General features: G+C 62.9%; 18 protein-coding genes. 11 read left to right on the forward strand and 7 right to left on the reverse strand.

The window, feature by feature from the left end; all coding sequences use genetic code 11:
- Positions 1–80: 80 nt before the first annotated feature.
- Genes FNU76_RS07155 through FNU76_RS07165 form a run of 3 tightly spaced genes read left to right on the forward strand, consistent with a single transcriptional unit; the run spans position 81 to position 4,390 of the window.
- On the forward strand, positions 81–1,823 hold the full coding sequence (locus tag FNU76_RS07155) for an ABC transporter transmembrane domain-containing protein (RefSeq protein WP_144277550.1): 1,743 nt from the start codon (positions 81–83) through the stop codon (positions 1,821–1,823).
- The gene (locus FNU76_RS07160; RefSeq protein WP_144277551.1) at positions 1,813–3,558 is read left to right on the forward strand and encodes an ABC transporter ATP-binding protein; all 1,746 of its coding nucleotides are present in this window, start codon (positions 1,813–1,815) and stop codon (positions 3,556–3,558) included. The genes FNU76_RS07155 and FNU76_RS07160 overlap by 11 nt, the downstream gene beginning before the upstream one ends.
- 46 nt (positions 3,559–3,604) lie before the next feature.
- Positions 3,605–4,390: a type 2 periplasmic-binding domain-containing protein gene (locus FNU76_RS07165; protein WP_179958381.1), complete on the forward strand. Its 786-nt coding sequence runs from the start codon at positions 3,605–3,607 to the stop codon at positions 4,388–4,390.
- Here the strand turns inward: FNU76_RS07165 and FNU76_RS07170 are convergent.
- Positions 4,387–5,349: a DUF808 domain-containing protein gene (locus FNU76_RS07170; RefSeq protein ID WP_144277553.1), complete on the reverse strand. Its 963-nt coding sequence runs from the start codon at positions 5,347–5,349 to the stop codon at positions 4,387–4,389. The two genes, FNU76_RS07165 and FNU76_RS07170, sit on opposite strands and share 4 nt — an antisense overlap.
- 140 nt (positions 5,350–5,489) lie before the next feature.
- Here FNU76_RS07170 and FNU76_RS07175 point away from each other — a divergent pair, with 140 nt between their 5' ends.
- From FNU76_RS07175 to FNU76_RS07185, 3 genes are all read left to right on the forward strand, one after another.
- The gene (locus FNU76_RS07175) at positions 5,490–6,755 is read left to right on the forward strand and encodes a S1C family serine protease (RefSeq protein ID WP_144277554.1); all 1,266 of its coding nucleotides are present in this window, start codon (positions 5,490–5,492) and stop codon (positions 6,753–6,755) included.
- Positions 6,752–7,699: an FHA domain-containing protein gene (locus tag FNU76_RS07180; RefSeq protein WP_144277555.1), complete on the forward strand. Its 948-nt coding sequence runs from the start codon at positions 6,752–6,754 to the stop codon at positions 7,697–7,699. The genes FNU76_RS07175 and FNU76_RS07180 overlap by 4 nt, the downstream gene beginning before the upstream one ends.
- A 213-nt stretch (positions 7,700–7,912) precedes the next feature.
- On the forward strand, positions 7,913–10,606 hold the full coding sequence (locus tag FNU76_RS07185) for a TonB-dependent receptor plug domain-containing protein (RefSeq protein ID WP_223879256.1): 2,694 nt from the start codon (positions 7,913–7,915) through the stop codon (positions 10,604–10,606).
- Between the two features lie 39 nt (positions 10,607–10,645).
- On the opposite strand, the gene FNU76_RS07190 is transcribed toward FNU76_RS07185, so the two are convergent.
- The 3 genes from FNU76_RS07190 to FNU76_RS07200 all read right to left on the reverse strand — a co-directional run bounded on the left by FNU76_RS07190 (position 10,646) and on the right by FNU76_RS07200 (position 12,874).
- Complete coding sequence (locus FNU76_RS07190) at positions 10,646–11,500, reverse strand: SDR family oxidoreductase (RefSeq protein WP_144277557.1); 855 nt, start codon at positions 11,498–11,500, stop codon at positions 10,646–10,648.
- Between the two features lie 191 nt (positions 11,501–11,691).
- On the reverse strand, positions 11,692–11,895 hold the full coding sequence (locus FNU76_RS07195) for a hypothetical protein (protein WP_144277558.1): 204 nt from the start codon (positions 11,893–11,895) through the stop codon (positions 11,692–11,694).
- 190 nt (positions 11,896–12,085) lie between these two features.
- On the reverse strand, positions 12,086–12,874 hold the full coding sequence (locus tag FNU76_RS07200; RefSeq protein WP_144277559.1) for a substrate-binding periplasmic protein: 789 nt from the start codon (positions 12,872–12,874) through the stop codon (positions 12,086–12,088).
- Between the two features lie 108 nt (positions 12,875–12,982).
- On the opposite strand from FNU76_RS07200, the gene FNU76_RS07205 reads away from it, so the two are divergent.
- Complete coding sequence (locus FNU76_RS07205; RefSeq protein WP_144277560.1) at positions 12,983–14,101, forward strand: ABC transporter substrate-binding protein; 1,119 nt, start codon at positions 12,983–12,985, stop codon at positions 14,099–14,101.
- A 43-nt stretch (positions 14,102–14,144) separates the two neighbouring features.
- Here the strand turns inward: FNU76_RS07205 and FNU76_RS07210 are convergent, their stop codons facing one another.
- Both FNU76_RS07210 and selD read right to left on the reverse strand, forming a co-directional pair.
- Complete coding sequence (locus tag FNU76_RS07210; RefSeq protein WP_144277561.1) at positions 14,145–16,367, reverse strand: TonB-dependent receptor plug domain-containing protein; 2,223 nt, start codon at positions 16,365–16,367, stop codon at positions 14,145–14,147.
- Between the two features lie 32 nt (positions 16,368–16,399).
- On the reverse strand, positions 16,400–17,452 hold the full coding sequence (gene selD / locus FNU76_RS07215) for a selenide, water dikinase SelD (protein ID WP_144277562.1): 1,053 nt from the start codon (positions 17,450–17,452) through the stop codon (positions 16,400–16,402).
- A gap of 59 nt (positions 17,453–17,511) precedes the next feature.
- Between selD and mnmH the strand changes: the two genes are divergently transcribed.
- The 3 genes from mnmH to FNU76_RS07230 all read left to right on the forward strand — a co-directional run bounded on the left by mnmH (position 17,512) and on the right by FNU76_RS07230 (position 21,664).
- Positions 17,512–18,564, forward strand: coding sequence for a tRNA 2-selenouridine(34) synthase MnmH (gene mnmH / locus FNU76_RS07220; RefSeq protein WP_144277563.1), 1,053 nt, complete (start codon positions 17,512–17,514; stop codon positions 18,562–18,564).
- A 120-nt stretch (positions 18,565–18,684) separates the two neighbouring features.
- On the forward strand, positions 18,685–20,289 hold the full coding sequence (locus tag FNU76_RS07225) for an NAD(P)/FAD-dependent oxidoreductase (protein ID WP_144277564.1): 1,605 nt from the start codon (positions 18,685–18,687) through the stop codon (positions 20,287–20,289).
- Between the two features lie 91 nt (positions 20,290–20,380).
- Positions 20,381–21,664: a hypothetical protein gene (locus tag FNU76_RS07230; RefSeq protein ID WP_223879257.1), complete on the forward strand. Its 1,284-nt coding sequence runs from the start codon at positions 20,381–20,383 to the stop codon at positions 21,662–21,664.
- Positions 21,665–21,702: 38 nt separating this feature from the next.
- On the opposite strand, the gene FNU76_RS07235 is transcribed toward FNU76_RS07230, so the two are convergent.
- Positions 21,703–22,158 carry an Lrp/AsnC family transcriptional regulator gene (locus tag FNU76_RS07235; protein ID WP_144277565.1) on the reverse strand — a complete coding sequence of 152 codons (456 nt, stop codon included), beginning with the start codon at positions 22,156–22,158 and terminating at the stop codon, positions 21,703–21,705.
- A gap of 129 nt (positions 22,159–22,287) precedes the next feature.
- On the opposite strand from FNU76_RS07235, the gene FNU76_RS07240 reads away from it, so the two are divergent.
- Entirely contained in the window at positions 22,288–23,358 is a 1,071-nt protein-coding gene (locus tag FNU76_RS07240; protein ID WP_144277566.1) for a S41 family peptidase, read from the forward strand.
- Positions 23,359–23,365: the final 7 nt, after the last annotated feature.

Raw genomic sequence — 23,365 nt, forward strand, 5'->3', positions numbered from 1 at the left:
ACAAGTCCGCGCTATATAATGCCCGTCCCGTTAGAATCGATCTCCGCCCCTCACTCCGCCGCCCCTGCAAGGTTTTACGGATGACTCTATCGCGCCTGATCGGCCAGTTCGTGCGGCAACACTGGCAGCCTTACGCTCTTTCCGCCCTGATGCTGGCCTGTGTCGGCGCGCTGACGGTATTTATCCCGCGCCAGGTCGGCTCGGTGGTGGATGGCCTGGTGGCCGGCCAACTGTCGGGCGAACCGCTGCTGCTGCGCCTGGGCGTGCTATTGCTGGCCGGCCTGGGCATCTATTTTCTCAGGGTGGGCTGGCGCCTGCAGCTCTTCGCCGCCAGCTACCGGCTGGGCGTGCATTTGCGCACCCAGTTGTATCGGCGCCTGTCCTTGCAGGGTCCGAGCTTTTATCAACAGCAGCGCACCGGTGACCTGATGGCGCTGGCCACCAATGATGTGGATGCCGTCGAGATGGCGTCCGGCGAAGCCATGCTGGCCGGCTTCGACGGTACCTTGACCCTGGTCATGGTCGTGGCCATGATGACCCTGGGGATAGATTGGCGCCTGGCACTGGTGGCCCTGACCCCCTTCCCTCTGATGGCGCTGAGCTTCTGGTATATCTCCAACCAGATCCATCGTGCCTCGCACGATTCCCTGGAATGCTTCAGCCAGCTCAATGACCATGTGCAGGAAACCCTGTCCGGTGTGCGCACCATTCGGGCCTTGGGCCTGGAAGCCCGCTCGGCCGCGCGTTTCGCCGAACTGGCCGAAAACGCCGCCACGGCCAGCCTGCGGGCGCAGCGCTGGGAAGCCGCCTACGAGCCGGCAGTAGGCCTGACCCTGGTCAGTGCCTCGGTGCTGACCTTGGCGCTGGGTGGCTACCTGGTCTGGCAGCAACAGTTGAGCATAGGCGCGCTGACCGCCTTCAGCATGTATCTGGGCCAGCTGATCTGGCCCATGTTCGCCGCCGGCTGGGTGATGTCGCTGATCGAACGCGGCCGCGCCGCCTGGAACCGAATGCAGCCCGTGCTCGATGCCCCTTTGACGATCGCCGACCAAGGCCGCCAAGCCGATATCCGGCCTGGCCTGCTGAGCTTCGACAAGGTGGGTTTCCACTATCCCGGCCAACAGGCGGATGCCTTGCAGTCGGTTTCGTTCACGCTGCCCGCCGGCCAGACCCTCGGCCTGGTCGGACCGACCGGCGCAGGCAAGTCAAGCATCATCCGCCTGATCCTGCGGCAATATGCCCAGCAATCCGGCGACACCCGCTGGAACGACACAGCCTTGTCCGACTATCAGCTGGAGGCCTTGCACGGCGCGATCAGCTGGGTCCCGCAGGAGCCCTTCCTGTTCTCGGCCAGCATTGCCGACAATATCGCCCTCGGCAAACCGAATGCCAGCCAGGAAGAGATCGAACGGGCCGCGCGCCTGGCATCCATCCACGACGATATCCTGCGCTTTGCGCAGGGGTATCGGACACCCGTCGGAGAGAAAGGCGTGACCCTGAGCGGCGGCCAGCGCCAGCGCGTGGCGATCGCCCGCGCCCTGCTGATGGATGCACCCTTATTGCTGCTCGACGACGCCTTGTCCGCGGTCGATACCCAGACCGAAACCGATATCCTCAGCCATCTGCGCGAGGCGCGCCGGGGCCGCACCGTGATCATCGTCAGCCATCGGCTCAGCGCCGTGATGGATGCCGACCAGATATTGGTGCTCAAGCACGGCCGCATCGTGGAAACCGGACGGCACGCCGCCTTGCTGGAACACGACGGCTGGTATGCCGCGCAATGGCGCTATCAACAACTGGAGGCCAGCCTCGATGCGCTCTGAAGCCAACACCAAGTGGCAAGCCATAGCCTTGCTACGCCGCGCGGCTGCCCCGGAGCATAGGCATCTCTGGGTGGGCACCGCCTGGCTGATCGTGGCGGCAGGCCTGGAGGCGCTGGGCCCGTTGCTGGGCAAGCACTTTATCGACCAGCATCTATTGCCCCGCCAGCTGGACTGGCCGCGCATCGTGCTGTTGCTGATCGGCGTGCTGGCGGTCGGCTGCCTGGCCAGCATCATCCGCTATCGGCAGCTGACCCGGCTGGCCGGTGTCGCGATGCGCTCGGTCCGCCGCCTGCGCGAGACGGTGTATGGCCATGTATTGCGGCTGCCGATGGCCTTCTTCGACAAGGCGATCACCGGCCAACTGGTCAGCCGCGTGACGAACGATACCGAGCAGGTGAAGAATCTGTATGTACAGGTGCTGTTCGTGATGCTGGATAGCCTGATCGTCTTGACCGGGGCGCTGATCGCGATGGCCTGGCTGGATTGGCGGCTGATGCTGATCGTATCGGTGCTGGTGCCGGCCGTGGTGGTCATCGTCTGGTTCTACCAGCGCTGGAGCGCGCCCGCCGTCGCACTGGCCCGCGAGCGCCGCAGCGATATCAACGCACAGATGGCCGAAAGCATCGCCGGCATGGCGGTCCTGCAGGCCAGCAATGCCGAGACCCGCTTTCGCGACCGCTTCGGCCGTACCAACCAACAGCACTACGGTGCCCGCCTGGCGGAATTGCGGGCGAATGCCTGGCTGCTGCGGCCCATGCTGGACCTGCTCAATGTGCTGTTGCTGGTGGTGGTGATCTATAGCTTCGGCCAGCGCCGCCTCAGCGGCCTGGAAGTGGGCATCCTGTATGCCTTTGTCAGCTATATCGGCCGGGTGGTCGATCCGCTGATCCAGATCACGCTACAGTTCAGCCAGTTGCAGCAGGCCGTCGTGGCGGCGGCACGGGTCAATACCCTATTGAACGAAACTCGCTCCGACCCCACCGCCGGCGGCGTGCGAATCAGCCAGGGCCGTATCGATATCCAGTCACTGAAGTTCGGCTATACGCCTGACCGGCCGGTGATCCACGACCTCAGCCTGACCATCCCCGCCGGTGCTTTCTATGGCGTGGTGGGCCATACCGGCAGCGGCAAATCCACCCTGCTCAGCCTGCTCTTGCGTTTCTATACCGCCCAATCCGGCAGCATCCAGCTGGACGGCGTTCCCCTGGCGCACTTCGGCGACGAGGACTTCCGCGCCGATGTGGGCCTGGTGCCGCAGGAGCCATTTCTGCTGGCCGCCAGCGTGCGCGAGAATATCGATATGGGTCGCGGCTTGAGCGATGCCGAAATCGAAACCGCCGCCCGCGCCGCCCGTTGCCACGATTTCGTGCTGGCACTGGAGCAGGGCTACACCACGCCGCTGGGCGAAGGCGGAGCAAGGCTGTCGGTGGGCCAAAAGCAATTGATCGCCATCGCACGGGCGCTGGCCGGCAAGCCCCGCATCCTGTTCCTGGACGAAGCGACCGCCCATATCGACTCCGAGACGGAACAGGTCGTGCAACTTGCCCTGGCGGAACTGCGCGGCAAGGTCACCATCATCGCCATCGCCCACCGGCTATCCACCATCCGCGATGCGGACCGCATCATCGTACTCAATCATGGCCATATCGATGAACAGGGCAGCCATGAGGCACTGATGGAAATCGACGGCGGCATCTATCAGCGTTTGTACCTGCTGCAGCAGATCGACGATTAAATGGCCATGCCTATACTGCATCATCGTGATGCCGTGTGGATCCGCCATGAATAAGCAGCGTCGCCACTTGTTGCGCATGCTGGGGAGCGTGCCGTTCCTGACCGCCGCCAGCAGGCCCGAACGTTTGCTGGTCAGCTACAACGATGACTACGCGCCTTACTCGTATATCGACCCGCAGCAAGGCGGCGGCCAAGTCCTGGGAATCCTGCCGGAAATCCTCGATCCCCTCCTGGCCGAGATACCCGGCATCCTGGCCGGCAAGCAGGGCTTGCCGTGGCGGCGGGTACAGGCGATGGTGCAGCAGGGCGAGGCCGATGCCCTGTGTACTTTCGCCTCGGCCGAGCGCAAGCAATACGCCGTGTTCAACCGGGTGGCCGTGACGACCCTGGTTCCCCACCTGTTCTTCTCGGCCCGCCATCCACGCCGGGCCGAATTGGAGGCGATCCGATCGCGGGACGCCTTGAAGGCCTTCCATCTGGTGGACCAGAAGGGCAACCAGTGGGCGGAGCAAGCGCTCAAGGATTTTCCCAGCGTGGAATGGACACCTGGCCACGACGCCATCTTCCGCATGGTGATGGCCGAACGGGGCGACCTGCATGTCTCGCTCAGCCCGCTGGTCACCTTGTGGCGCCTGAAGAAGCTCGGCATCCATAGCCAGGTGGTATCGATTCCCGCGCCCTATGTGGCCGCCGAGGTGCCGTTCCATCTAGGCGTGCGCCTCAGCCATCCCTTGGCGACGGAAATCGCCGAGTACCTGGACAAGGCCTTGCTCAAACCGGCGGTCGCCAGGCGTATCGAGGACATCCTCAAGCGGTACGGAGGCCAAGCTTAGGCCTTAGGCCCACCCCGCAGCCTGGAAACCACGGCGCCGATACCGCTGACCACCGCCAGCACCACCGCACCGGCTACGATACCGGCCAGCCCGTCGATTACGGTGGGCGCAATAAAGGCCAAGGGCGTGCCCAGTACCGGCACCACGGCCAGCGCCTCGGTCCAGTGGTGGATCAGCTCATGCGCGCCGGGCAGGCCGTGGGTGAGGATGCCGCCCCCGACCATGAACATGGCGGCGGTACCGACCACCGACAGGGTCTTCATCAGATAGGGCGCGGTGCGTAGCAAAAGGCCGCCGAAGCTGCGCAAAGCCCCATCCAGGGCGCCGCTGCCGGACCGTTTGCTCAGATACAAACCACCATCGTCGAGTTTGACGATGCCGGCCACCAGCCCGTATACGCCCACCGTCATGATCAGGGCGATCCCGGCCACCACCGCCACTTGCTGCATAAAGGGCGCGGTCGCCACCGTGCCTAGCGAGATCACGATGATTTCCGCCGACAGGATAAAGTCGGTACGTATCGCGCCTTGGATCTTGTCCTGCTCGAAAGCCACCATATCGACGTTTTCATCGACCAGTGCTTCCACTTGCGCCAGATGCTCGGCCGCCGCCTCTTCCTTGCCATGCAGCAGCGGATGAATGATTTTTTCGAAGCCTTCGAAGCACAGATAGGCGCCGCCCAGCATCAGCAGCGGCGTGACCGCCCAAGGCGCCAGGGCGCTGATCGCCAGTGCCGAAGGTACCAGGATAAGCTTGTTGCGAAATGAACCCTTGGCCACGGCCCACACCACCGGTAATTCGCGCTCGGCGCGAACCCCGGCCACCTGCTGGGCATTGAGGGCCAGGTCGTCGCCCAGCACCCCGGCCGTCTTCTTGGCGGCAACCTTGGTCATCAGCGCCACGTCATCCAGCACCAGCGCGATATCATCCAACAGAGTCAGCAAACTGCTTCCGGCCACATCGGGCTCCTTTAAGAGGGGTAGGGAACCACCGTGCTGCGTCGTCGGTCTGCAGTCGGGGGTTCGCAAAGTTCGGTATTGTAACCGTAGCAAAGTGCGCAGTCCTTGCAGCCACAACAGCATAGAATGCCGCCTTTACCATGTTACTTGCCACTATGAATTCGTCACCGCACTGGCTGTTCAGATTTCTTCTGCTCTTGCTGATCGGCACGCTGGCGCATGCCGCGCCCGCGACCGAGGAAATTTTCGAACATTTCAAAGACCGCATCGCGCAGGTTCAGGTAATCGACCTGTCGGCCGGCAGCCGCGTCGGTTATGGCAGCGGCTTTGCCCTGGGCCGGGCGGATCGCATCGTGACCAATTACCACGTGATTTCCAAGCTGGTGATGGCGCCCAGGCACCATAAGGCCGAACTGAAGCTGGTCGACGGCCGGGTGATACCGGCCGAGCTGCTGGCCTTCGATGCCGTCCATGATCTGGCTGTGCTGGTTCCCGCCCAAGCGTTGCCGGCGGCGTTCGAACTGGCCGGCTCGCCCCCGCCCAAGGGCCAGCGCCTTTATTCCCTGGGCGTGCCTAACGACCTCGATTTCACCATCGTCGAAGGGACTTACAACGGCCTGGTCGGCAATACCTTTCACGACCGTATTCATTTCACCGGCGCGATCAATTCGGGCATGAGCGGCGGCCCGGCCATCGATGCCGCCGGCCGGCTGGTCGGCGTCAATGTCGCCAAGGATTTGCGCGGCGACCTGGTCTCCTTTCTGGTGCCCGCCGCCGATGTGGCCGCCCTGCTTGCCCAGCCTGCACCCAAGGGCGAACGCCGGACGGTATTGCGCGACCAGCTGTTGGCCAATCAGCAAAGCGTGGTGACCCAGCTGCTGGCCCAACCCATGGTGCGCCATCCACTGGGCAGCTTCCAGCTGCCCGGTCGCTTTGCCGAATTCATGCGCTGCTGGGGCGATGCCCAACGGCGCGACAAGCAGCGCTATCAGCAAGCCAGCTACCAATGCAGCAATCAGGACGATGTCTATCTCGACGACGGCTTCAGCACCGGCACGATCGCGCTGCGGCACGACTGGTATGGCAAGGGTGAACTCAACCCGCTGGCCTTTACCGCCCTGGTCAATCGGATGGCCTCCTACCACAACGCCTCCGGCGCCGATGGCGATGATGAACTGGGCAACTACGCCTGCCAGCAAGCCTATGTGAAGCTGCAAGGACGCGTACTGAAGACCGCCGTTTGCCTGCGCGCGTTTCGCAAGCTGGGTGGCCTATACGACCTTTACCTGAAGGCGGTCAGCGTCGGCGACGGCAGGGAGGCCGTGGTGAGCACCTTGCAACTGGGCGGGGTGACGCAGGCGAACGCCTTGGGCTTCGCGCGCCGGTATCTGGAGGCCATGCAATGAGCGCGGTCATCTTTATCGAAGAATTGGACCGCGCCGGCCGGGTGGAGCGGCGTCAGCGGGTGGCTGCCGACCATCTCACCCTGGGGCGCGGCTACGACACGGAAGTGATTCTGGACGACCCCCTGGTTGCCCCCCATCACCTTCAAGTCGAACTATTGCCTGAAGGTCGCCTCCGGGTTCGGGTGGTCGATTCCGACCATCCCTGCGCCATCGGCGGGCAGTGGGGCGAGGGCGGCGAGATCGGTCCCGACGATATCGTCCAGATCGGCCACACCCGGCTGCGTTTTCGCACCCCTGGCTACCAGGTGGCGAACGCGCCCCGACGCTCCATGCGGGACTGGCTGCAGCTATTCGGCCTGAAGGGTCTCGATTGGGCGCTGCTGGCACTGGTGGTGTGCACCGTCGGCATCGAATACTGGCTGGTCGATACCGAGACCCGCGGTGTGAGCCCCCTGTTGCTATCCATGGCATCCATGGGCGCGGCGATGCTGGTCTGGGCCGGATTCTGGTCGCTGCTGTCGCGCTTGCTGGTCAAGCACTTCGAATTTCACCGCCATCTGGCGCTCTGCGCCGCGGCCTTGCTGTGCGTACAATTCGCCGACTGGCTGCTGGTACCGCTGGGCCTGGTCTGGCTGCCGGATTGGTTGCCCTGGCTGGCCATCGTCGCCACCGCCGTTGCCCTGCTGTTTGGCCACCTGCGCCTATGCGCCCACGGCGACCGTGGGCCGGCCACCCTGGCCGCCGTGCTGGCCTTGGCCGGCGGCGGTATAGGGGGCTTGGACTGGTATATCGATGCACACCGGCAGAACAGCGAGATTCCCGCCGATGTGCGTATCGTGCCCTTGCCATCCAACTGGTTGCCGACAACCAGCAGCGACGCTTTTTTCGACCGCGCCAAGACCTTGGGCAAAGAAGCGGACGACGCGGCCAAGGCGCTGGATTGAAGTGAAAACAGCAGATTTGGCCGCGAACGGTACAAGCGCACCAAGTTTATTATTCCATAATGGAATACTGAAAGTACTTTAAATAAGTAAAAAGAATTAAATGCTTTGCTATCTTTCCTAGCTGCGCGGCGCCTTCCGATTGGGGGCGTCGATCCGGCAGCAAAACCGGCCGTCCTTTACCCGGTCATGGGCGGCCTTCAGGGGGAGAAAGCATTGAAAAAAAATTCAGGTTATTCCTTGACGGCGGTGGCGCTCGCCATCGCCACGCTCAGCCAGCATGCCCAGGCCGCGGATACCGACGACAACCCTACCGAAAAAGTGGTCATCACCGGTTCCCGCATTGCCCGCGCCAGCCAGGAAGGTCCCACCAGCGTGACGGTGATTACGGCCGAGGACCTGGAGAAGAAGGGCTATAAGAACGTCTTCGACGCCCTCAATAGCCAGACCCAAAGCACCGGCTTTGTCCAGGGCGCGGATTACGGCAACACCTTCACACCAGCCGCCAACGCCGTCAGCCTGCGGGGCTTGGGGGCGAACCATACGCTGGTCCTGCTGAACGGGCGGCGGGTGGCCGACTATCCGATCGCCTACGAAGGATCGATCAATTTCGTCGATCTGGCCAATATTCCGTCTGCCTTGATCGACCGTATCGAGATCCTTAACGGCGGTGCCTCGGCCATCTATGGCTCGGACGCCATCGCGGGCGTGGTCAACGTCATCCTGAAAAAACAGGCCAGCGGCGTGGACGTGGACCTGAAGGTGGGTACCACCCAGCGCGGCGGTGGCAGCAACGCGCGCGTGCAGATCAGCGGCGGTGCGGAATTCGGCAAGCTAAGCGCCATCTTCGCGGCCGAGATCAGCCGCCGTGACGCTATCTGGAGCAAGGACAGGGACTTCATGGCCGACACCACCCTGCACGGCGCCGCACCCACCAGCGTACTGTCGCGCAAGAATGTGGACAACGGCCGCTATATCGACCTTGGCGACAGCTGCCAACGCATGGCCGGCCATTTCGGCAATAGCCTGGTGCGGGTCAACGGCAGCAAAGGTGCCTATTGCGCCAGCGGCCAGGCAAGCCCCTCGTTCTGGACCACCCAGACGGAAAACCATAGCGAGAATCTGTTCGGGGGCCTGAACTACGCAGTGAATGAACGGACCAATCTATTCGGCGAGCTGGCCCTGGGTTTCAATACCACCCGCAACAATACCCGCGGTCCCAGCTGGACATCGGAAGCAGCCGGCAATGGCTATTTCTTCAATCGCGACAGCGGCCGCAACGAGGTCTGGAGCAAGCGCTTCTCGCCCGAGGAAATCGGCGGCGCCACCCGCTTCAATCGCCAATGGGATGACAGCGCGGCCAGCCTGGCCGTCGGCGTTCGCGGCGATATCGCTGCCAGCAGCTGGAATTACGAGGCGAGCTATAGCGCTTCCTCCTATGTCAGCAAGGACAATCGCCCACGTCTCCTGAAGGCCATCGACAGCTATTTCCTCGGTCCCAAGCTGGGCGAGGACGCCGATGGCGTGGCGATCTACGCGCCCGACGCCGCCCGCTTTACCCAGCCCATCACGCCGGCGCAGTTCGACCAGTTGGCCGGCGCTTCCCGCAGCAAGGACAAGGCCTGGACGCAAACCCTGAGCATCAGCGGGAGCGGTGAGCTGCTTGCGCTGCCCGCCGGCCCGCTCAAGCTCGCCGCCGTAGCCGAGCTGGGCAGCCAAGGTTTCCGCAACCAACCGGACGAGCGCATCAACCAGGGTGTGTACTACAACAGTGCCAATGCGCAGATCACCAGCGGATCACGCTCGCGCTACGCACTGGGGGCGGAGTTCAACCTGCCGCTGCACCAGCAGTTGAATGCCACCCTGGCCGGACGCTACGACCACTACAGCTTCGCCGGCCGCAAGGACAGCAAGCTGACCTACAACGCCGGCCTGGAGTATCGCCCCGCCAAGAGCCTATTGCTGCGCGGCAATTACGCCACCAGCTTCCGGGCACCGGATATGAACTATATCTACGCCGCCAAGACGCGCGGCTACTACGCTTCCTCCACCGACTACTACCGCTGCAAACTGAGCGGCCAGCCGCTGGCCGACTGCGAATTCGCGAACCAGTCGCCCGGCGCCAACTATATCCAGACCGGCAGCAAGGAGTTGCGTTCGGAAAACGGCAAATCCTACGGTTATGGCGTGGTGTGGTCGCCGGCCAGCAGTTTCGATATCTCGGCCGACTACTGGAATATCCGCATCAAGGATCTGGTCACCAACCTGGACGCCGACACCATCCTGCGCGATGAAGCCGATTGCCGCACCGGCGTACAGGACGCCGGCTCGGTACTGTGCCTGGATGCCCTGGCGCGGGTACACCGCAATCCCGCCAATGCGGTCTTCGAGCCCAATGCCATCCGGGAAGTCATGGTCAACCCCATCAATGCCGCCAATGAACGCACCAGCGGCGTCGACCTGACCGGCAAGTGGCGCTGGAAGAAGGCCGGCTGGGGCAGTTTCCTGGTCCAGGCCAGCTATACCCGCGTGCTTAGCCACCACTACCGCCAGTTCAGCAAGGATCCCGAAACGGATCAGTTGAAATCCATGCAGAACAGCAACTGGCCCAGCAAGTTGAATGGCAGCCTCGGCTGGACGGGCGAGTCCTGGCGCACCACCCTGCAACTGGACCGCTACGGCCGGATTCCGAACGGCGACCAGAGCGGCCGGCTATCGCCTTATGTGCTGGCCAACTGGAGTGCCAGCTACCAGTTCGGCAAGAACGGTTCGGTGGGCGTGATCGTCAACAATGTGCTGGACAAGGTAAGGCTGGACCCAAGCGGCGGCTGGCCTTTCTATCCGGTCGGCAGCTATAGCCCGCACGGCCGCCAGGCGTGGCTGCAATTGAGCTACCACTTCGGTAGCTGATAGAGGGACGGCAAGGCCGCTCTCCCGGCCTTGCCGTCGCTAGCCGTTGATGATTTCACCCCCGTTGGGATGCAGCACCTGCCCCGAGATATAGGACGAATCCGGGGATACCAGAAAAACAAAACTGGGCGCAATCTCGTCGGGTTGCCCCGCTCGGCCCATGGGCGCCTTGCTACCAAATTTGGCAACTTCGTCGGCATCGAAGCTGGCGGGTATCAAGGGCGTCCAGACGGGACCGGGTGCTACCGCGTTGACCCGAATACCTTCGTCGCGCAGCGAGACCGACAAGGACCGGGTGAATGCCACGATCGCGCCCTTGCTGGCGGAATAGTCCAGCAGCTTGGGGCTGCCGCGATAGGCGGTTACCGAACTGGTGTTGACGATCCGCCCGCCATTGCGGAGATACGGCAGCGCAGCCTTGACCAGATAGAACATAGCAAAGATATTGGTCCGAAAGGTCCGCTCCAATTGGGCGGCGCTGATGGCTTCGATGGAGTCCTGCGGGTGCTGCTCGGCCGCGTTATTGATCAGGATATCGAGCCGTCCCAATCCTGCCGTGGTGGCGCGGACGGCATCCCGGCAAAAGGCCTCGTCGCTGATATCGCCCTTGATCAGCAGGCAGCGCTGGCCAGCCACTTCCACCAGGCAGCGGGTTTCCGCCGCGTCACCCTCCTCGCTCAGGTAGACGATGGCGACATCGGCCCCCTCCTTGGCAAAGGCAATGGCGACCGCCCGGCCAATGCCGCTATCGCCGCCGGTGATCAAGGCGACCTGGCCGCGCAGCTTGCCGCTGCCGACATAGCTGGCCATGGCCGATTGCGGCGGTGGAACCATTTCGGACTCGATACCCGGCTGCCGGGCTTGATGCTGCGGGGGAAGAACGGTTTTCTCCATGATGGCCTCCTTGCAGTCAATTCAAGCACCCCTTCCGCATGCTGAGCAGCGCTTGAACCAACGGCGCCCTCGCAAAGCAGGCGCATTATTCGGAATATAATGAAAACGGGGTGTTTTATCACGATTGCTCGCATAAAATCACCCCGGTGTTTAGTTTAAACAAGCATTAATAAACGGCCGTCAACAGCCCATCAATTGCGTTGGTTGCCTTGCTGCTTGGTGGATGGTTGTTCGTTGCTCTTGACGGTGCTGCCGCTTTGGCGGCCGGCATCATTTTGCTGTTGTTGCTGCTTATTCGAACCCTGTTCGTTCTGCTGTTGCTGCTGCTTATTGGTACCCTGCTCGTTCTGCTGACTTTGTTGCTTTTCGCTTGGGTTGGAGGGCTTGTTCGTCATTGCAATCTCCTAGGTTGTTTCCGAAAAGCGCTGCCAGCGTTGCTGGCATTGCTCCTCTAGCCTTGCAATGACCGTGCCGGGGGCTGATGAAGCCCTCTATGGCTGCGTTTGAGGGCATTCAGCCCCTGAGCGACCGACAAACTTGCCATACCTGCAATAATTACGGGTAAGACTTACCGAACTGATCCGCTCACCAGTTCACCATGGCCCGCGCCTCTTCCCGATTGAAGTATTTCTCGAAGATACGCTGCAGGGTGCCATCCGCCCGCATGGCGAGCAGCAGGGCGCGCCATTTTTCGGCTTCAGCGCTACTGATGGTCTTTCTGGACATGATCAAGCCGTGGGGAATGGAAACGTCATCGGTGGCAATGACGTTAACAAGGTCACGCACCTGGTAGTCGTCCAGGTCGGAATAATCGAATGGCTCGATAATCACCGCCTGGATACGGTTGAGTATCAGATTTTTGTACAAGGCATCATAGCTGGTGGACTCGATGACCCGCTCGGTGGCGGCCAGCGTATCGACAAAGCGGTTCATCATTTCGCTGTAGCGAAAACTGCGGATCACGCCCAATTTGAGTTTGGGTATCTGCGCAAATTCAGCCAATTGCTGGACGCGCGCATCCTTACGGATCAACAGGGTATATTTATTGGCGAAATACCAGGCGAACATGGCGAATTTGTCGCGCTCGGGATTGCTGATGCCGGACAGGCTGAAATCCAGCGCACCGGCTTCCAGCATTTTCCAGATGCGTGAACGCGGCATCAGGCTTACCTGGATGGAACAGTTACTGCGTTTGATCAGTTCATCGGCGACATCGCGGTCTATGCCTGTGTTGCTGCTGGCGCGGTATAGCAAACCATGTTCGTGCAAGGCCAGGCTAAGCGGCCGGGAACAATCGGGGCCCTCAGCCGCCTGGGTGACGCCACCGAACAAGACCACCCATACCAGTACGCCAGCGCCAAGCGCAGCACGCATCGTCTTCCCCTCTCGTTGCCCCTGCGGGGATATTAGCGCTCATTCACATACTGGCAGTAACAATCGTTAGGCAAACTGGTCGGGCTTCGAATTTTCCGGTGATCTGCCATGCGCTTTCCTGTTCTTCTGCTGGCCTTCGCGCTAGCCCTTCCCCTCTCGCCGGCAGCCGCGGGCTTGCCCATCAACGTCGTTCAGGTTGCCGACCTATCGGGACCCAATGGCGATACCGGCCGGGATTTCGTGACCGGCGCGCAGGTCTATCTCGATCAATTCAACGAACGCGGCGGCCTGGCGGGCCGGCCGGTCAAACTGCTGGTGGCGGACGACCGTGGCGAACCCGCCAATACGGTGCGGCTCAGTCGCCAATTGACGGCTCAGTACAAGCCGGTGGCGCTATTCGGCTATCTTGGCGCCGACAATGTGCGCGCCGTACTGGCCGACAAGCAGCTGGCCGAATTGGCGACGCCGCTGGTCGCCCCTTACGTCGGCATCGATTTGGGCCATGCCCCATTTGGCAATGCACCACTGTACTACCTACGGGCCGACTCGTCGGCGGAGATCGCCAAGATCAGCCGGATTGCCGGAGCCAGCGGCCTGAAACGGATTGCCCTGGTCGCCGGCGACGATGCCCTGGGCAGGGCGGCGGCCGGCGGCATCGCTGCGCAACTTAACGATAATGGACTGCGCCTGGCCGGCCAGATCACCCTATCGAGTCAAGCCAATATGGCGCAGGCGGTCGAGCAATTGGCCGCCAGCCAGCCGCAGGCGGTGATCCTGGCTGCGCCCACCATCAGTTCGGCGGCCTTTGTGCAGGCTTACCAACGTAAACATCCCGGCACGCCGTTCTACGCCTTGTCCTGGATCAATCCGCAGACCTTGCAGGAATTCCTCGGCAGCGAAGCGGTTCGCTGGGTGGCGGTCAGCGCGCTGGTCCCTTCCCCTTACAACCCGACTTCGGCAGTTGCCCGGGAATTCCTGGGTGCGCTGAAGAAATACCGCGACGAGCCAGCCAGTTTTGCCTCGATGGAAGGCTATATGGCGGCTCGCCTGCTGGTGGAAGGGCTGCAGGCGGCCGGTAGCGTCAGCCCGCTGGCCTTGCGCCGTGCCTTGGATGATTTCCGTAGCGATATGGGCGGCGTGCCGCTGCGGCTCGACGGCAAAACCCGCCGCGCCTCGCGCTATGTGGAGATGGCGGTGTTCAGCAGCGGCGGAAAACTGGTCAATTAGCGCGGAAGCCAGCCGCGAGGCACCGGTTAACCGGTGCCTCGCTTCAGTACTTCAGCTCCAGCGTCGCCGTCCAGTTGGTCCAACTGCGCGAGGTGGAGCGATCGTTGCTGCGTAGACCATTGCGATTGGATTCCACCGTGCTGGTCAGATCCGCGTGCGCCAGATTGCTGCCTGCCAGCCTCAGCTGCACCGCCGGGCTGAATTTCCACAGCGCGTAGATATCGCCGACCCGCCGGCCAGGCTCGCGCCGGCGTTCGCTCGCGCTGCTTTGTACCGAATAACCCGGCACCCAGTTCAGATTGCCGCCCAGGGTCAGCGGCACGGCCTTGAAGCGGTAATCCAGTCCCAGGTTGACGCTGTACTTCTGCTGCCCGTCCAGGCGGTTGTCCGGTCCCGGGATACCGTCCACCCGCGACCAATACCGGCTGAGATTGGCGCGGACATCCAGCGGCGGGGCATCGTCCATCAGCTCGGCCAAGCGGAATTTGGCTTCCAGTTCCAAGCCATGGCTGACGGCGCGATCCAGGTTGTAGGGCTGGCTGAGCCAGCGCCCGTCGGCCTGTTGCGAAGTGATACTGCGCACCAGATTGTCGATGCGGCGGGTAAAGAGATTGGCACTGATCAGGCCGTTCTGGCTCAGGTAATGCTCCACCGCCATTTCCAGGCCCCAGGCCAGCTCGGGTTTCAATTCCGGATTGCCGCGCCGGTCGGGATTGAATTCGTCGTTATCGCTGCTGAATACCGTCCTACCCAATAAGTTGCCGCCTCGGGGTGACTTGTAGCTGCGCGCCAGGCTGACACGCAATTGGTCGCGCTTGGTGCCGGGTAGCCGCCAAACCGTCTGCAACGAGGGGCTCCAGACCGAACTACGGTTTTCCTGACGATAATCCGCGCCACTGCTGCGGGTCTGGATGCTTTCCCAGCGCAGGCCGCCATAGACCGACCACTTCGGATCGATCTCCCACTCGTCCTGGGCGAAACCAGCCAGCCTTAGGGTACTGGCGGCGGTATTGCTGGTCGAATCCGGATTGCGGCTATCGCGCAAGCCCATCTGGGTCTGCACCTCGCTGCGGCGGCTCCAGTCCGCGTCATACCCCAGCACCAGGCTATGGTTCTCCGCCAGCAAGGCCGTGTTCCATTTTCCACCCGTGCTGAAGCCATGCTCCCTGGTGGACGAACGCTCCACGATGGCACGCCGGGTCTGGCCCTGCAACTGTTCGAGGCGCTGTTCGTCATTGTTCATGCGGTGGCCATTGAAACCGACTTTGAGGTTGAGCTTGCCGCCGCCTGCCAGGGGCGTTTGCCGGCTCAAGGTGCCGCGCAGCATATTGCTGCGATTATCGCTGCGTGCCTCCGCATGATCGTAGGAAACCGGCCCCAGCACCTGTGCCTGCCGATATACGCCCCGATCGACGTCCTGGGCATGCATGGCGAGCAGTTGCAGGTTCAGCGTATCGCCTTCGCCGTAGCGCCAGGCGAGACGCGGGGCAAGGTGCAGGCTGTAGCCACGCGAGCGGCGCTGGCTATCCCTGCTCTGGTCGAAATCGACCTGGCCCTGTTGATCGAAGCGCAAACGCCGGAGGTGGCTTTCGGCTTCCAGCTGGTCATAGTGCTGCACCGTACCGGCAAGGGTATAGCTAAGCTGACCGCTACGGTCACTATGCTGCACACCCAAGCGCGGCTGCAGCTTATGGTTGTCGGTGATGCTTTCGGACAGGCTGAACTCGCTGCTGCGCTTCTTGGCGTCTTCGCGCAGCACGATATTGATGGTACCGGCCACCGCCTGGGCGCTGAATTCCGCGACCGGTGCGCGGATCACTTCGATACGCTCGATCAGTTCCGGCGAAAGCGAATCGAGCGAAAAACCACGGGCAGCCGGCTCGCCATTGATCAGGATCTGGGTGTAGCCGCTGCCCAAGCCGCGCATGCGGATTTCCCCGCCGCGCCGCCCAGGCGTGCCGGAGACTGTGACGCCAGGCAGGCGCTTGAGCACCTCGGCTACCGTGCTGTCGCCGAATCGGCTGATCTCTTCGCGGCCAAACACGATGCGGGTGACCGACTCGTGCCGGCGCTTATCGGTATCGCTCAATTGCTTGCCGCTTACATTGATTTTTTCCTCCGGCGCGGCGGGCTGTTGCGCTGTAGGTGTCGTATCGCCAGCCGCGACGGGTTCGGCTGGATCGGCCGAGGCCGGCCAGGCCAAGTTGCACAGCAGGACCAGGGTGCTTAGGCGGTGCGGAAAGAGTCGATTGCTGGATTGCTGCATGGATTTCCTATTGGACTATGTCGTCGGCCGAGTCAGGCTCGGACGGCATGCACTTCGATATGGGGGTGGCCGTGCATCATCCGGCCGATGACCGTGGCGGCGCCGAAGCCGGCGCCATGGAACAGCGCCAGCGCCGCCGGCACACTATCGGGGGCAACGGCAAGCAGCAGGCCACCGCTGGTTTGCGCGTCGGCCAGCAGCCGGCGTTGCCAATCCGGCACCGCGGGATCGAAATCCACCGCCGCGCCGAAACTGGCCAGATTACGTTCTATTGCACCGGGGCCGATGCCCTGCCGGGCGAAATCCGCCGCTGCAGCCAGCCAGGGCAGGCTGGCTGCATCCAGACTGGCCGCCAAGCCGGCGCCGCGGCACATTTCCAAAAGATGGCCCAGCAGGCCGAAGCCGGTGACATCGGTCATGGCATGCACGTCCGGCAGCGCCGCCAGTTCGCTGCCCACCCGGTTCAACTGGGTGGTGGTGGCGATCAGCTGCCGGTAGCCCGCTTCGTCCAGCAGGCCTTGCTTCATGGCACTGCCCAGCACACCCACGCCCAGTGGCTTGCCCAAGATCAGTACATCACCGGCTCGGGCGTCGCTATTGCGTTTGATACGTTCGGGTGCCACTAGCCCCATGGCCACCAAGCCATAAATGGGCTCGGGTGCGTCGATGGAATGCCCGCCGGCAATGGGAATGCCGGCTTCGGCACAGACGCTGGCGCCACCGGCCAGAATGCGCTGGATGGCTTCCACCGGCATGGCCTTGATCGGCATGCCGACAATGGCCAGAGCCATGATGGGGGTAGCGCCCATGGCATAGATATCGGACAAGGCATTGGTAGCGGCAATCCGGCCAAAATCGAAGGGGTCGTCCACGATAGGCATAAAGAAATCGGTGGTCGCCACCAGGGCCTGCTGGTCGTTCAGACGGTAGACGGCTGCATCGTCGGCGGTCTCGGTACCCACCAGCAGATTCGGAAAAGCGGACGTCGCCGGCAGCTTGGCCAACATCTCCGCCAACATGGCGGGGGCGATTTTGCAGCCGCATCCACCGCCATGCGACAATTGCGTGAGTCTCAGTTGCGTCATTTTATTCCATCGGTCTGGGCGATCCGGGCCACCCTTTTATCGGATTTTCAGCCGAACACGTGAAAAACCTGCGCGCCCGCCTCGATCAACTATACGAGTTCGACCAACTCATCGACACCCGCACCCCGCTGGAGTTTGCCGAGGACCACATCCCCGGCGCCCTCAATGCGCCGGTCCTGAGCAATGAAGAGCGGGTGATCGTCGGCACCCTGTACAAGACCTCCCCATTCGAAGCGACCCGCCTGGGCGCCGCCATGGTGGCGCGCAATATTGCCCATCACCTCGACACCCTGTTTGCCGACCGGCCCGCCGGCTGGCGGCCCTTGATCTATTGCTGGCGCGGCGGCAAGCGTTCGGGTTCGATGAGCAGCTGGTTCCAATTGATCGGTTGGAAGGCCCAGCAACTGGAAGGCGGCTACAAGGCCTATCGCGGCCAGGTCCGCGAGCGTCTGGCCCAGCTGCCCGGCCAATTGCGCTGGCGGGTACTGGCTGGCGAGACCGGCAGCGGCAAGACCCGCTTGCTGCAGGCGCTGGCGGAGGAAGGCGAGCAAGTGCTGGACCTGGAAGCCTTGGCCTGCCATCGTGGCTCCCTGCTGGGCGCCCTGCCCGGCCAACGCCAGCCCAGCCAGAAGTGGTTCGACAGCCAATTGCTGGATGCACTCCGGCGTTTCGACCCCGCCCGCGTCGTCTGGGTGGAGGCGGAAAGCAAACGCATCGGTCAACTGCAACTACCCACGGCCCTGATGCAAGCGATGCAGGCAGCCGATTGTCTACAACTGACGGCCAGTCCTGCCGCGCGCGTCGCCTATCTCTGCCGGGACTACGCGCACCTGTTCGACCGGCCCGACGATTTCAAGACCATGCTGGACAAGCTGGCGCCCCTGCACGGCAACGCGGTCATTGCCCACTGGCATGCGCTGATCGACCAGGCCGCGGATTTGGACCTATTCACCGAGCTGCTGGCAAGCCACTACGACCCTGCTTACCTGCGCAGCAACAAACGCCAACTATCTCGCTTGGCCGCGGCGCCGCAATTCAGCTTCGAACCCAGCACGGACGACAGCCGGGCGCAGGCGGCAAGGTTGTTGGATAGCCTGCAAGCCCGGCCTTGAGAGACCGAAGGCAACGCGAGAATCCCCCCTCCCCGCCACGAGAACTTACAATATGCCACCAGGGGTCATCGGCGCAGCTGCCGGGTCGGCCCGCTTCCCGCATTTATATTGGATTACCGCATGTTGCGACTGAACGAACTCCGGCTCCCGCTTGACCACGCGGCGGATGCCCTGCCGGCGGCCATAGCCCAGCGACTCAAGATCAAGCCGGCCGAACTGCTCGGCTTTACCGTGTTCAAGCGCAGCCACGACGCCCGCCGCGGGCATCCGCTGATGCTGAGCTATTGCATCGATTTTTCGGTAAAGGACGAAACTGCCCTGCTGAAAAAACTGGCCGGCGACAACAAGATCGGCCCCACGCCCGATACCGAATACCAGTTCCCCATCCGTGCACAGGGCGAACTGAGCGAGCGTCCCATCGTGGTCGGCCTGGGACCTTGCGGCATCTTTGCCGGACTGTTGCTGGCACAGATGGGTTTGCGCCCTATCATCCTCGAGCGCGGCAAGGAAGTGCGCCAGCGGACCAAGGATACCTGGGACCTATGGCGCAAAAACACCCTGCATCCGGAATCCAATGTGCAGTTCGGCGAAGGCGGCGCGGGCACCTTTTCGGACGGCAAACTATATAGCCAGATCAAGGACCCGCGCTACCTGGGCCGCAAGGTGATGGCCGAGTTCGTCAAGGCCGGCGCACCGGACGAGATCATGTACGTCAGCAAGCCGCATATCGGCACCTTTCGGCTGGTGGGCGTGGTCGAGCGCATGCGCGAGACCATCCAGTCGCTGGGCGGCGAGATCCGCTTCCAGCAGAAGGTCACCGACATCCAGATCGAACAGGGCCAGGTTCGCGGCGTCACCCTGGAAAGCGGCGAGCAATTGCGCAGCGACCATGTGGTGATGGCCTTGGGACATAGCGCGCGCGATACCTTCGAGATGCTGCACCACCGTGGCGTCTTTATGGAAGCCAAGCCCTTCTCGGTGGGCTTTCGCATCGAGCACCCGCAGTCGCTGATCGATACCGCCCGCTTCGGCAAGCATGCCGGCAACGAGATCCTCGGCGCGGCCGACTACAAGCTGGTTTATCACGCCGGCAATGGCCGCTCGGTCTACAGCTTCTGCATGTGCCCGGGCGGTACCGTGGTCGCGGCCACTTCCGAACTCGGCCGCGTGGTCACCAATGGCATGAGCCAGTACTCGCGCAATGAACGCAATGCCAATGCCGGCATCGTGGTGGGCATCACGCCGGCCGACTACCCCGGTGGCCCCTTGGCCGGCGTGGCATTCCAGCAGGCGCTGGAATCGCACGCCTTCGTCCTGGGCGGCGAGAACTATGAAGCCCCCGCGCAACTGGTCGGCGACTTCCTGGCCAAGCGTCCTTCCACCGCCCTGGGTGCGGTCGAACCCTCCTATAAGCCGGGCGTCAAACTGGGCGAACTCGATAGCAGCCTGCCCGACTACGCGATTGCCGCCATCCGCGAAGCCTTGCCCGCCTTCGACAAGCAGATCCGTGGCTTTTCCATGCACGATGCGGTGCTGACCGGCGTGGAAACCAGGACGTCGTCGCCCATCAGGCTGACGCGCGGCGACGATTGCCAAAGCCTGAATGTGCGCGGCCTCTTCCCGGCCGGCGAGGGCGCCGGCTATGCGGGCGGCATCCTGTCGGCCGGCGTGGACGGCATCCGGGTGGCCGAAGCGGTAGCGCAAAGCATGCTGAAAGGTCGCTGAACCAGCGGGACACTTCCCTTGGTGCTTTTCACACGAGGGGAGCGGGGCAACAGCGCTATCATCGAGTCCTTCGCCCATTAAGGACAACGTCATGACTACGCTGCGCGGTTTGTGCTTGCTCGCCGGGCTGGGCCTCCTGGGCGCCTGCGGTGGCGGCGGCGATGACGGCGGCGGCACGACCACGCCTCCGCCGGTGACCCCGCCGGCTGCCACCCTCCCCAGTATCCAGCGCTTCGATGCCAGCCCCGCCGCCGTTGCGCCAGGGCAATCGTCCGTACTGAACTGGCAAGTCAGCGGCGCCACCAACCTGAGCATCTCACCGGGCGGCCCGGTCAGCGGCACTTCGCTCAGCGTCGCGCCCGCCGCCAGTACCACCTATGTCCTGACCGCCAGCAATGCCGCCGGCACGATTACCGCCAGCACCAGCCTGGCGGTCGGCAGCAGCGCAGTCCACTACGGCTCGATGACCACCGCCGCCCTGGGCGTAGGCGCGCCCTTGAACGGCAGTCTCCCCTTCCCCGCCGACAATGCCTGGAACCGCGATATTTCCCAGGCACCGGTCGATCCCAATTCCGCCAACCTGATCAGCACCATAGGGCTGACCCGAGGCCTGCATCCGGACTTCGGTTCCGGCTTGTATGAAGGCGCGCCCATCGGGATTCCCTATGTGGTGGTCAGCGGGGCGCAAGCCAAGGCGACCATTCGATTCCTTGCCTATGGCGACGAGAGCGACCCCGGTCCCTACCCGGTACCGGGCAATGCCCCGATAGAAGGCCAGCGCCCCGATGGCGCCAGCTTCGACGGTGACCGCCACGTGCTGGTCATCGACCGCGACAACAACCGGCTGTACGAGCTTTACCGCGCCTTCCCCCAAACGGGCGGCGCCTGGGACGCGGATTCCGGCGCTGTGTTCCGGCTGGACAGCAATACCGTCCGCCCCGGCGGCCAGGCAGGCTGGACCAGCGCCGATGCGGCCGGCCTGCCGATCTTCCCCGGCCTGGTGCGATACGACGAAGCCGCTACCGGCGCCATCCGCCATGCGTTGCGCTTTACCGTCCGGCAGTCGCGCCGCGCGTATCTGCCTCCGGCCACGCACGCCGCCTCCAGCAGCACCGACCCGAACCGCCCACCCATGGGCATGCGTGTCCGGCTGAAGGCGAGCTATGCGATTCCGGCGCAATTCAGCACCGAATCCAGGGCCATCCTGCAGGCAATGAAAACCTACGGCATGCTGGTGGCGGATAACGGCAGCGACTGGTACATCAGCGGCGCGCCGGACCCCCGCTGGAACAACGACAAGCTGCTCAGCGAGCTGGGCAGCGTCAAGGGGAGTCAATTCGAGGTGGTCAAGATGGAAGGCCTGGTCACCCAGTAAAGGGGTAGCGAAAAACCGTCAGGGCGGTAGCGATTCCCTTACCGCCCTACCCGGACACCCAGCCGTCCCTTCATGGGCAACTGCCGCAATACCATGCGGCTATAGGTTTCCTGCACGCCGGCCCGTTCACGCAGTGCTTCGATCAGGCGGACCAGGTCCTGCTGGTCGGCGCAGGCAACCCGCAGCAGGTAGTCGAACGAACCGGTCAGCAGCGTCGCATCGACGATGCCGGGGATAGTCTGGATAACGGCCTCGAAATGCTCGGCGCTGGTCTCGGCACGCATCTTGACTTCGATCAGCGCTTCCAGCGGCAGCCCCAGGTCCGCCAGGTTTACGTCGGCATAAAAACCGGTCAGCGTACCCTTGGCCTGCAACCGCCGCACCCGCTCGGCCACGGCATTGGCACTGAGGTGGATACGTTCGCCCAATTCACGGTAGCTGAGGCGCCCATCCAGGCGCAGCAACTCGACGATATCGCAGTCAATCTTGTCCATCACAGCGTTTACCACTGAAAATTTAGGGAGATACTAGCAAATTCCCCGCCAAACGCAGCATCTACCTCGCTAAACTTCCACACCATTCGCCAACCGGCGTTCTTTGTTCTTTATATAGAGGTGTATGCAATGACTCCCTTGTCCCTTTCCAGAAAAGCGCTGTTGAGCGGCGTAGCGGCAAGCAGTCTGCTGGCCGTGGCCGCCCCGGACGATATGACGATAGACGCGGCTACCCGCGCGGAAGTGATAGGCAATACCAGCAAATTCATCGGCGCCGACTATATCTACCCCGAGCTGGCCGAAAAAATGGCTGCCGACCTGCGCGCCCGCCAGCAGCGTGGCGAGTATGACAAGCTGGGCAGTGCGAAGGCCTTCGCCAATAAACTGACCGACGACCTGCGCGCCGTCAGCCAGGACAAGCATCTGCGCGTACGTTTCCGTACCGAGCCGATCGCGCAGGACCAGGTGACCGCCACTGAATCGGCCGAGGAACTGGCTCGTTATGCGGTGGAAGCCAAGGCAAACAACTTTGGCTTCCGCCAGGTCAAGTTGCTCGATGGCAATGTCGGCTATCTACGGCTGGATGCCTTTGACGAACCGGCCCTGGCAGGCCCCACCGCGACCGCGGCCATCACGTTCCTGGCCAATACCGACGCCTTGATCATCGATCTGCGCAACAATGGCGGCGGCAGCCCGGAAATGGTGCAGCTGCTGACTTCCTATCTGCTCGGTACCACGCCGGTTCATCTGAACGACTTGTACTATCGGCCCCAGAACGCCACGACCCAGTACTGGTCGCATGCCTACGTACCCGGCCCGCGCCTGACCAATACCCCTGTCTTCGTGCTGACCGCCAAGCGGACGTTCTCGGCCGCCGAGGAGTTCAGCTACAACCTGCAATCGCTGAAGCGGGCCACCCTCGTCGGTGAAACCACCGGCGGCGGCGCCCACCCGGGCGATATGTATCGGGTTCATTCGCACTTCCAGGTCTTTGTCGCCAATGGCAAGGCGATCAACCCTATCACCAAGACCAACTGGGAAGGTAAGGGCGTGGTGCCGGAAGTGCCGGTGGCCGCCGCTGATGCGCTACTCAGCGCGCATAAGCTGGCTCTGGAAGGCATCATCAGCCGTAGCCGCGACGATGCCGGCCGGGAGGCGGCGAAATCCGCGCTGGCCAGCCTGACGGGCGGCGCGAAGTAGAAGCATC

It is taken from the genome of Chitinimonas arctica, assembly GCF_007431345.1.
GTDB lineage: Bacteria > Pseudomonadota > Gammaproteobacteria > Burkholderiales > Chitinimonadaceae > Chitinimonas > Chitinimonas arctica.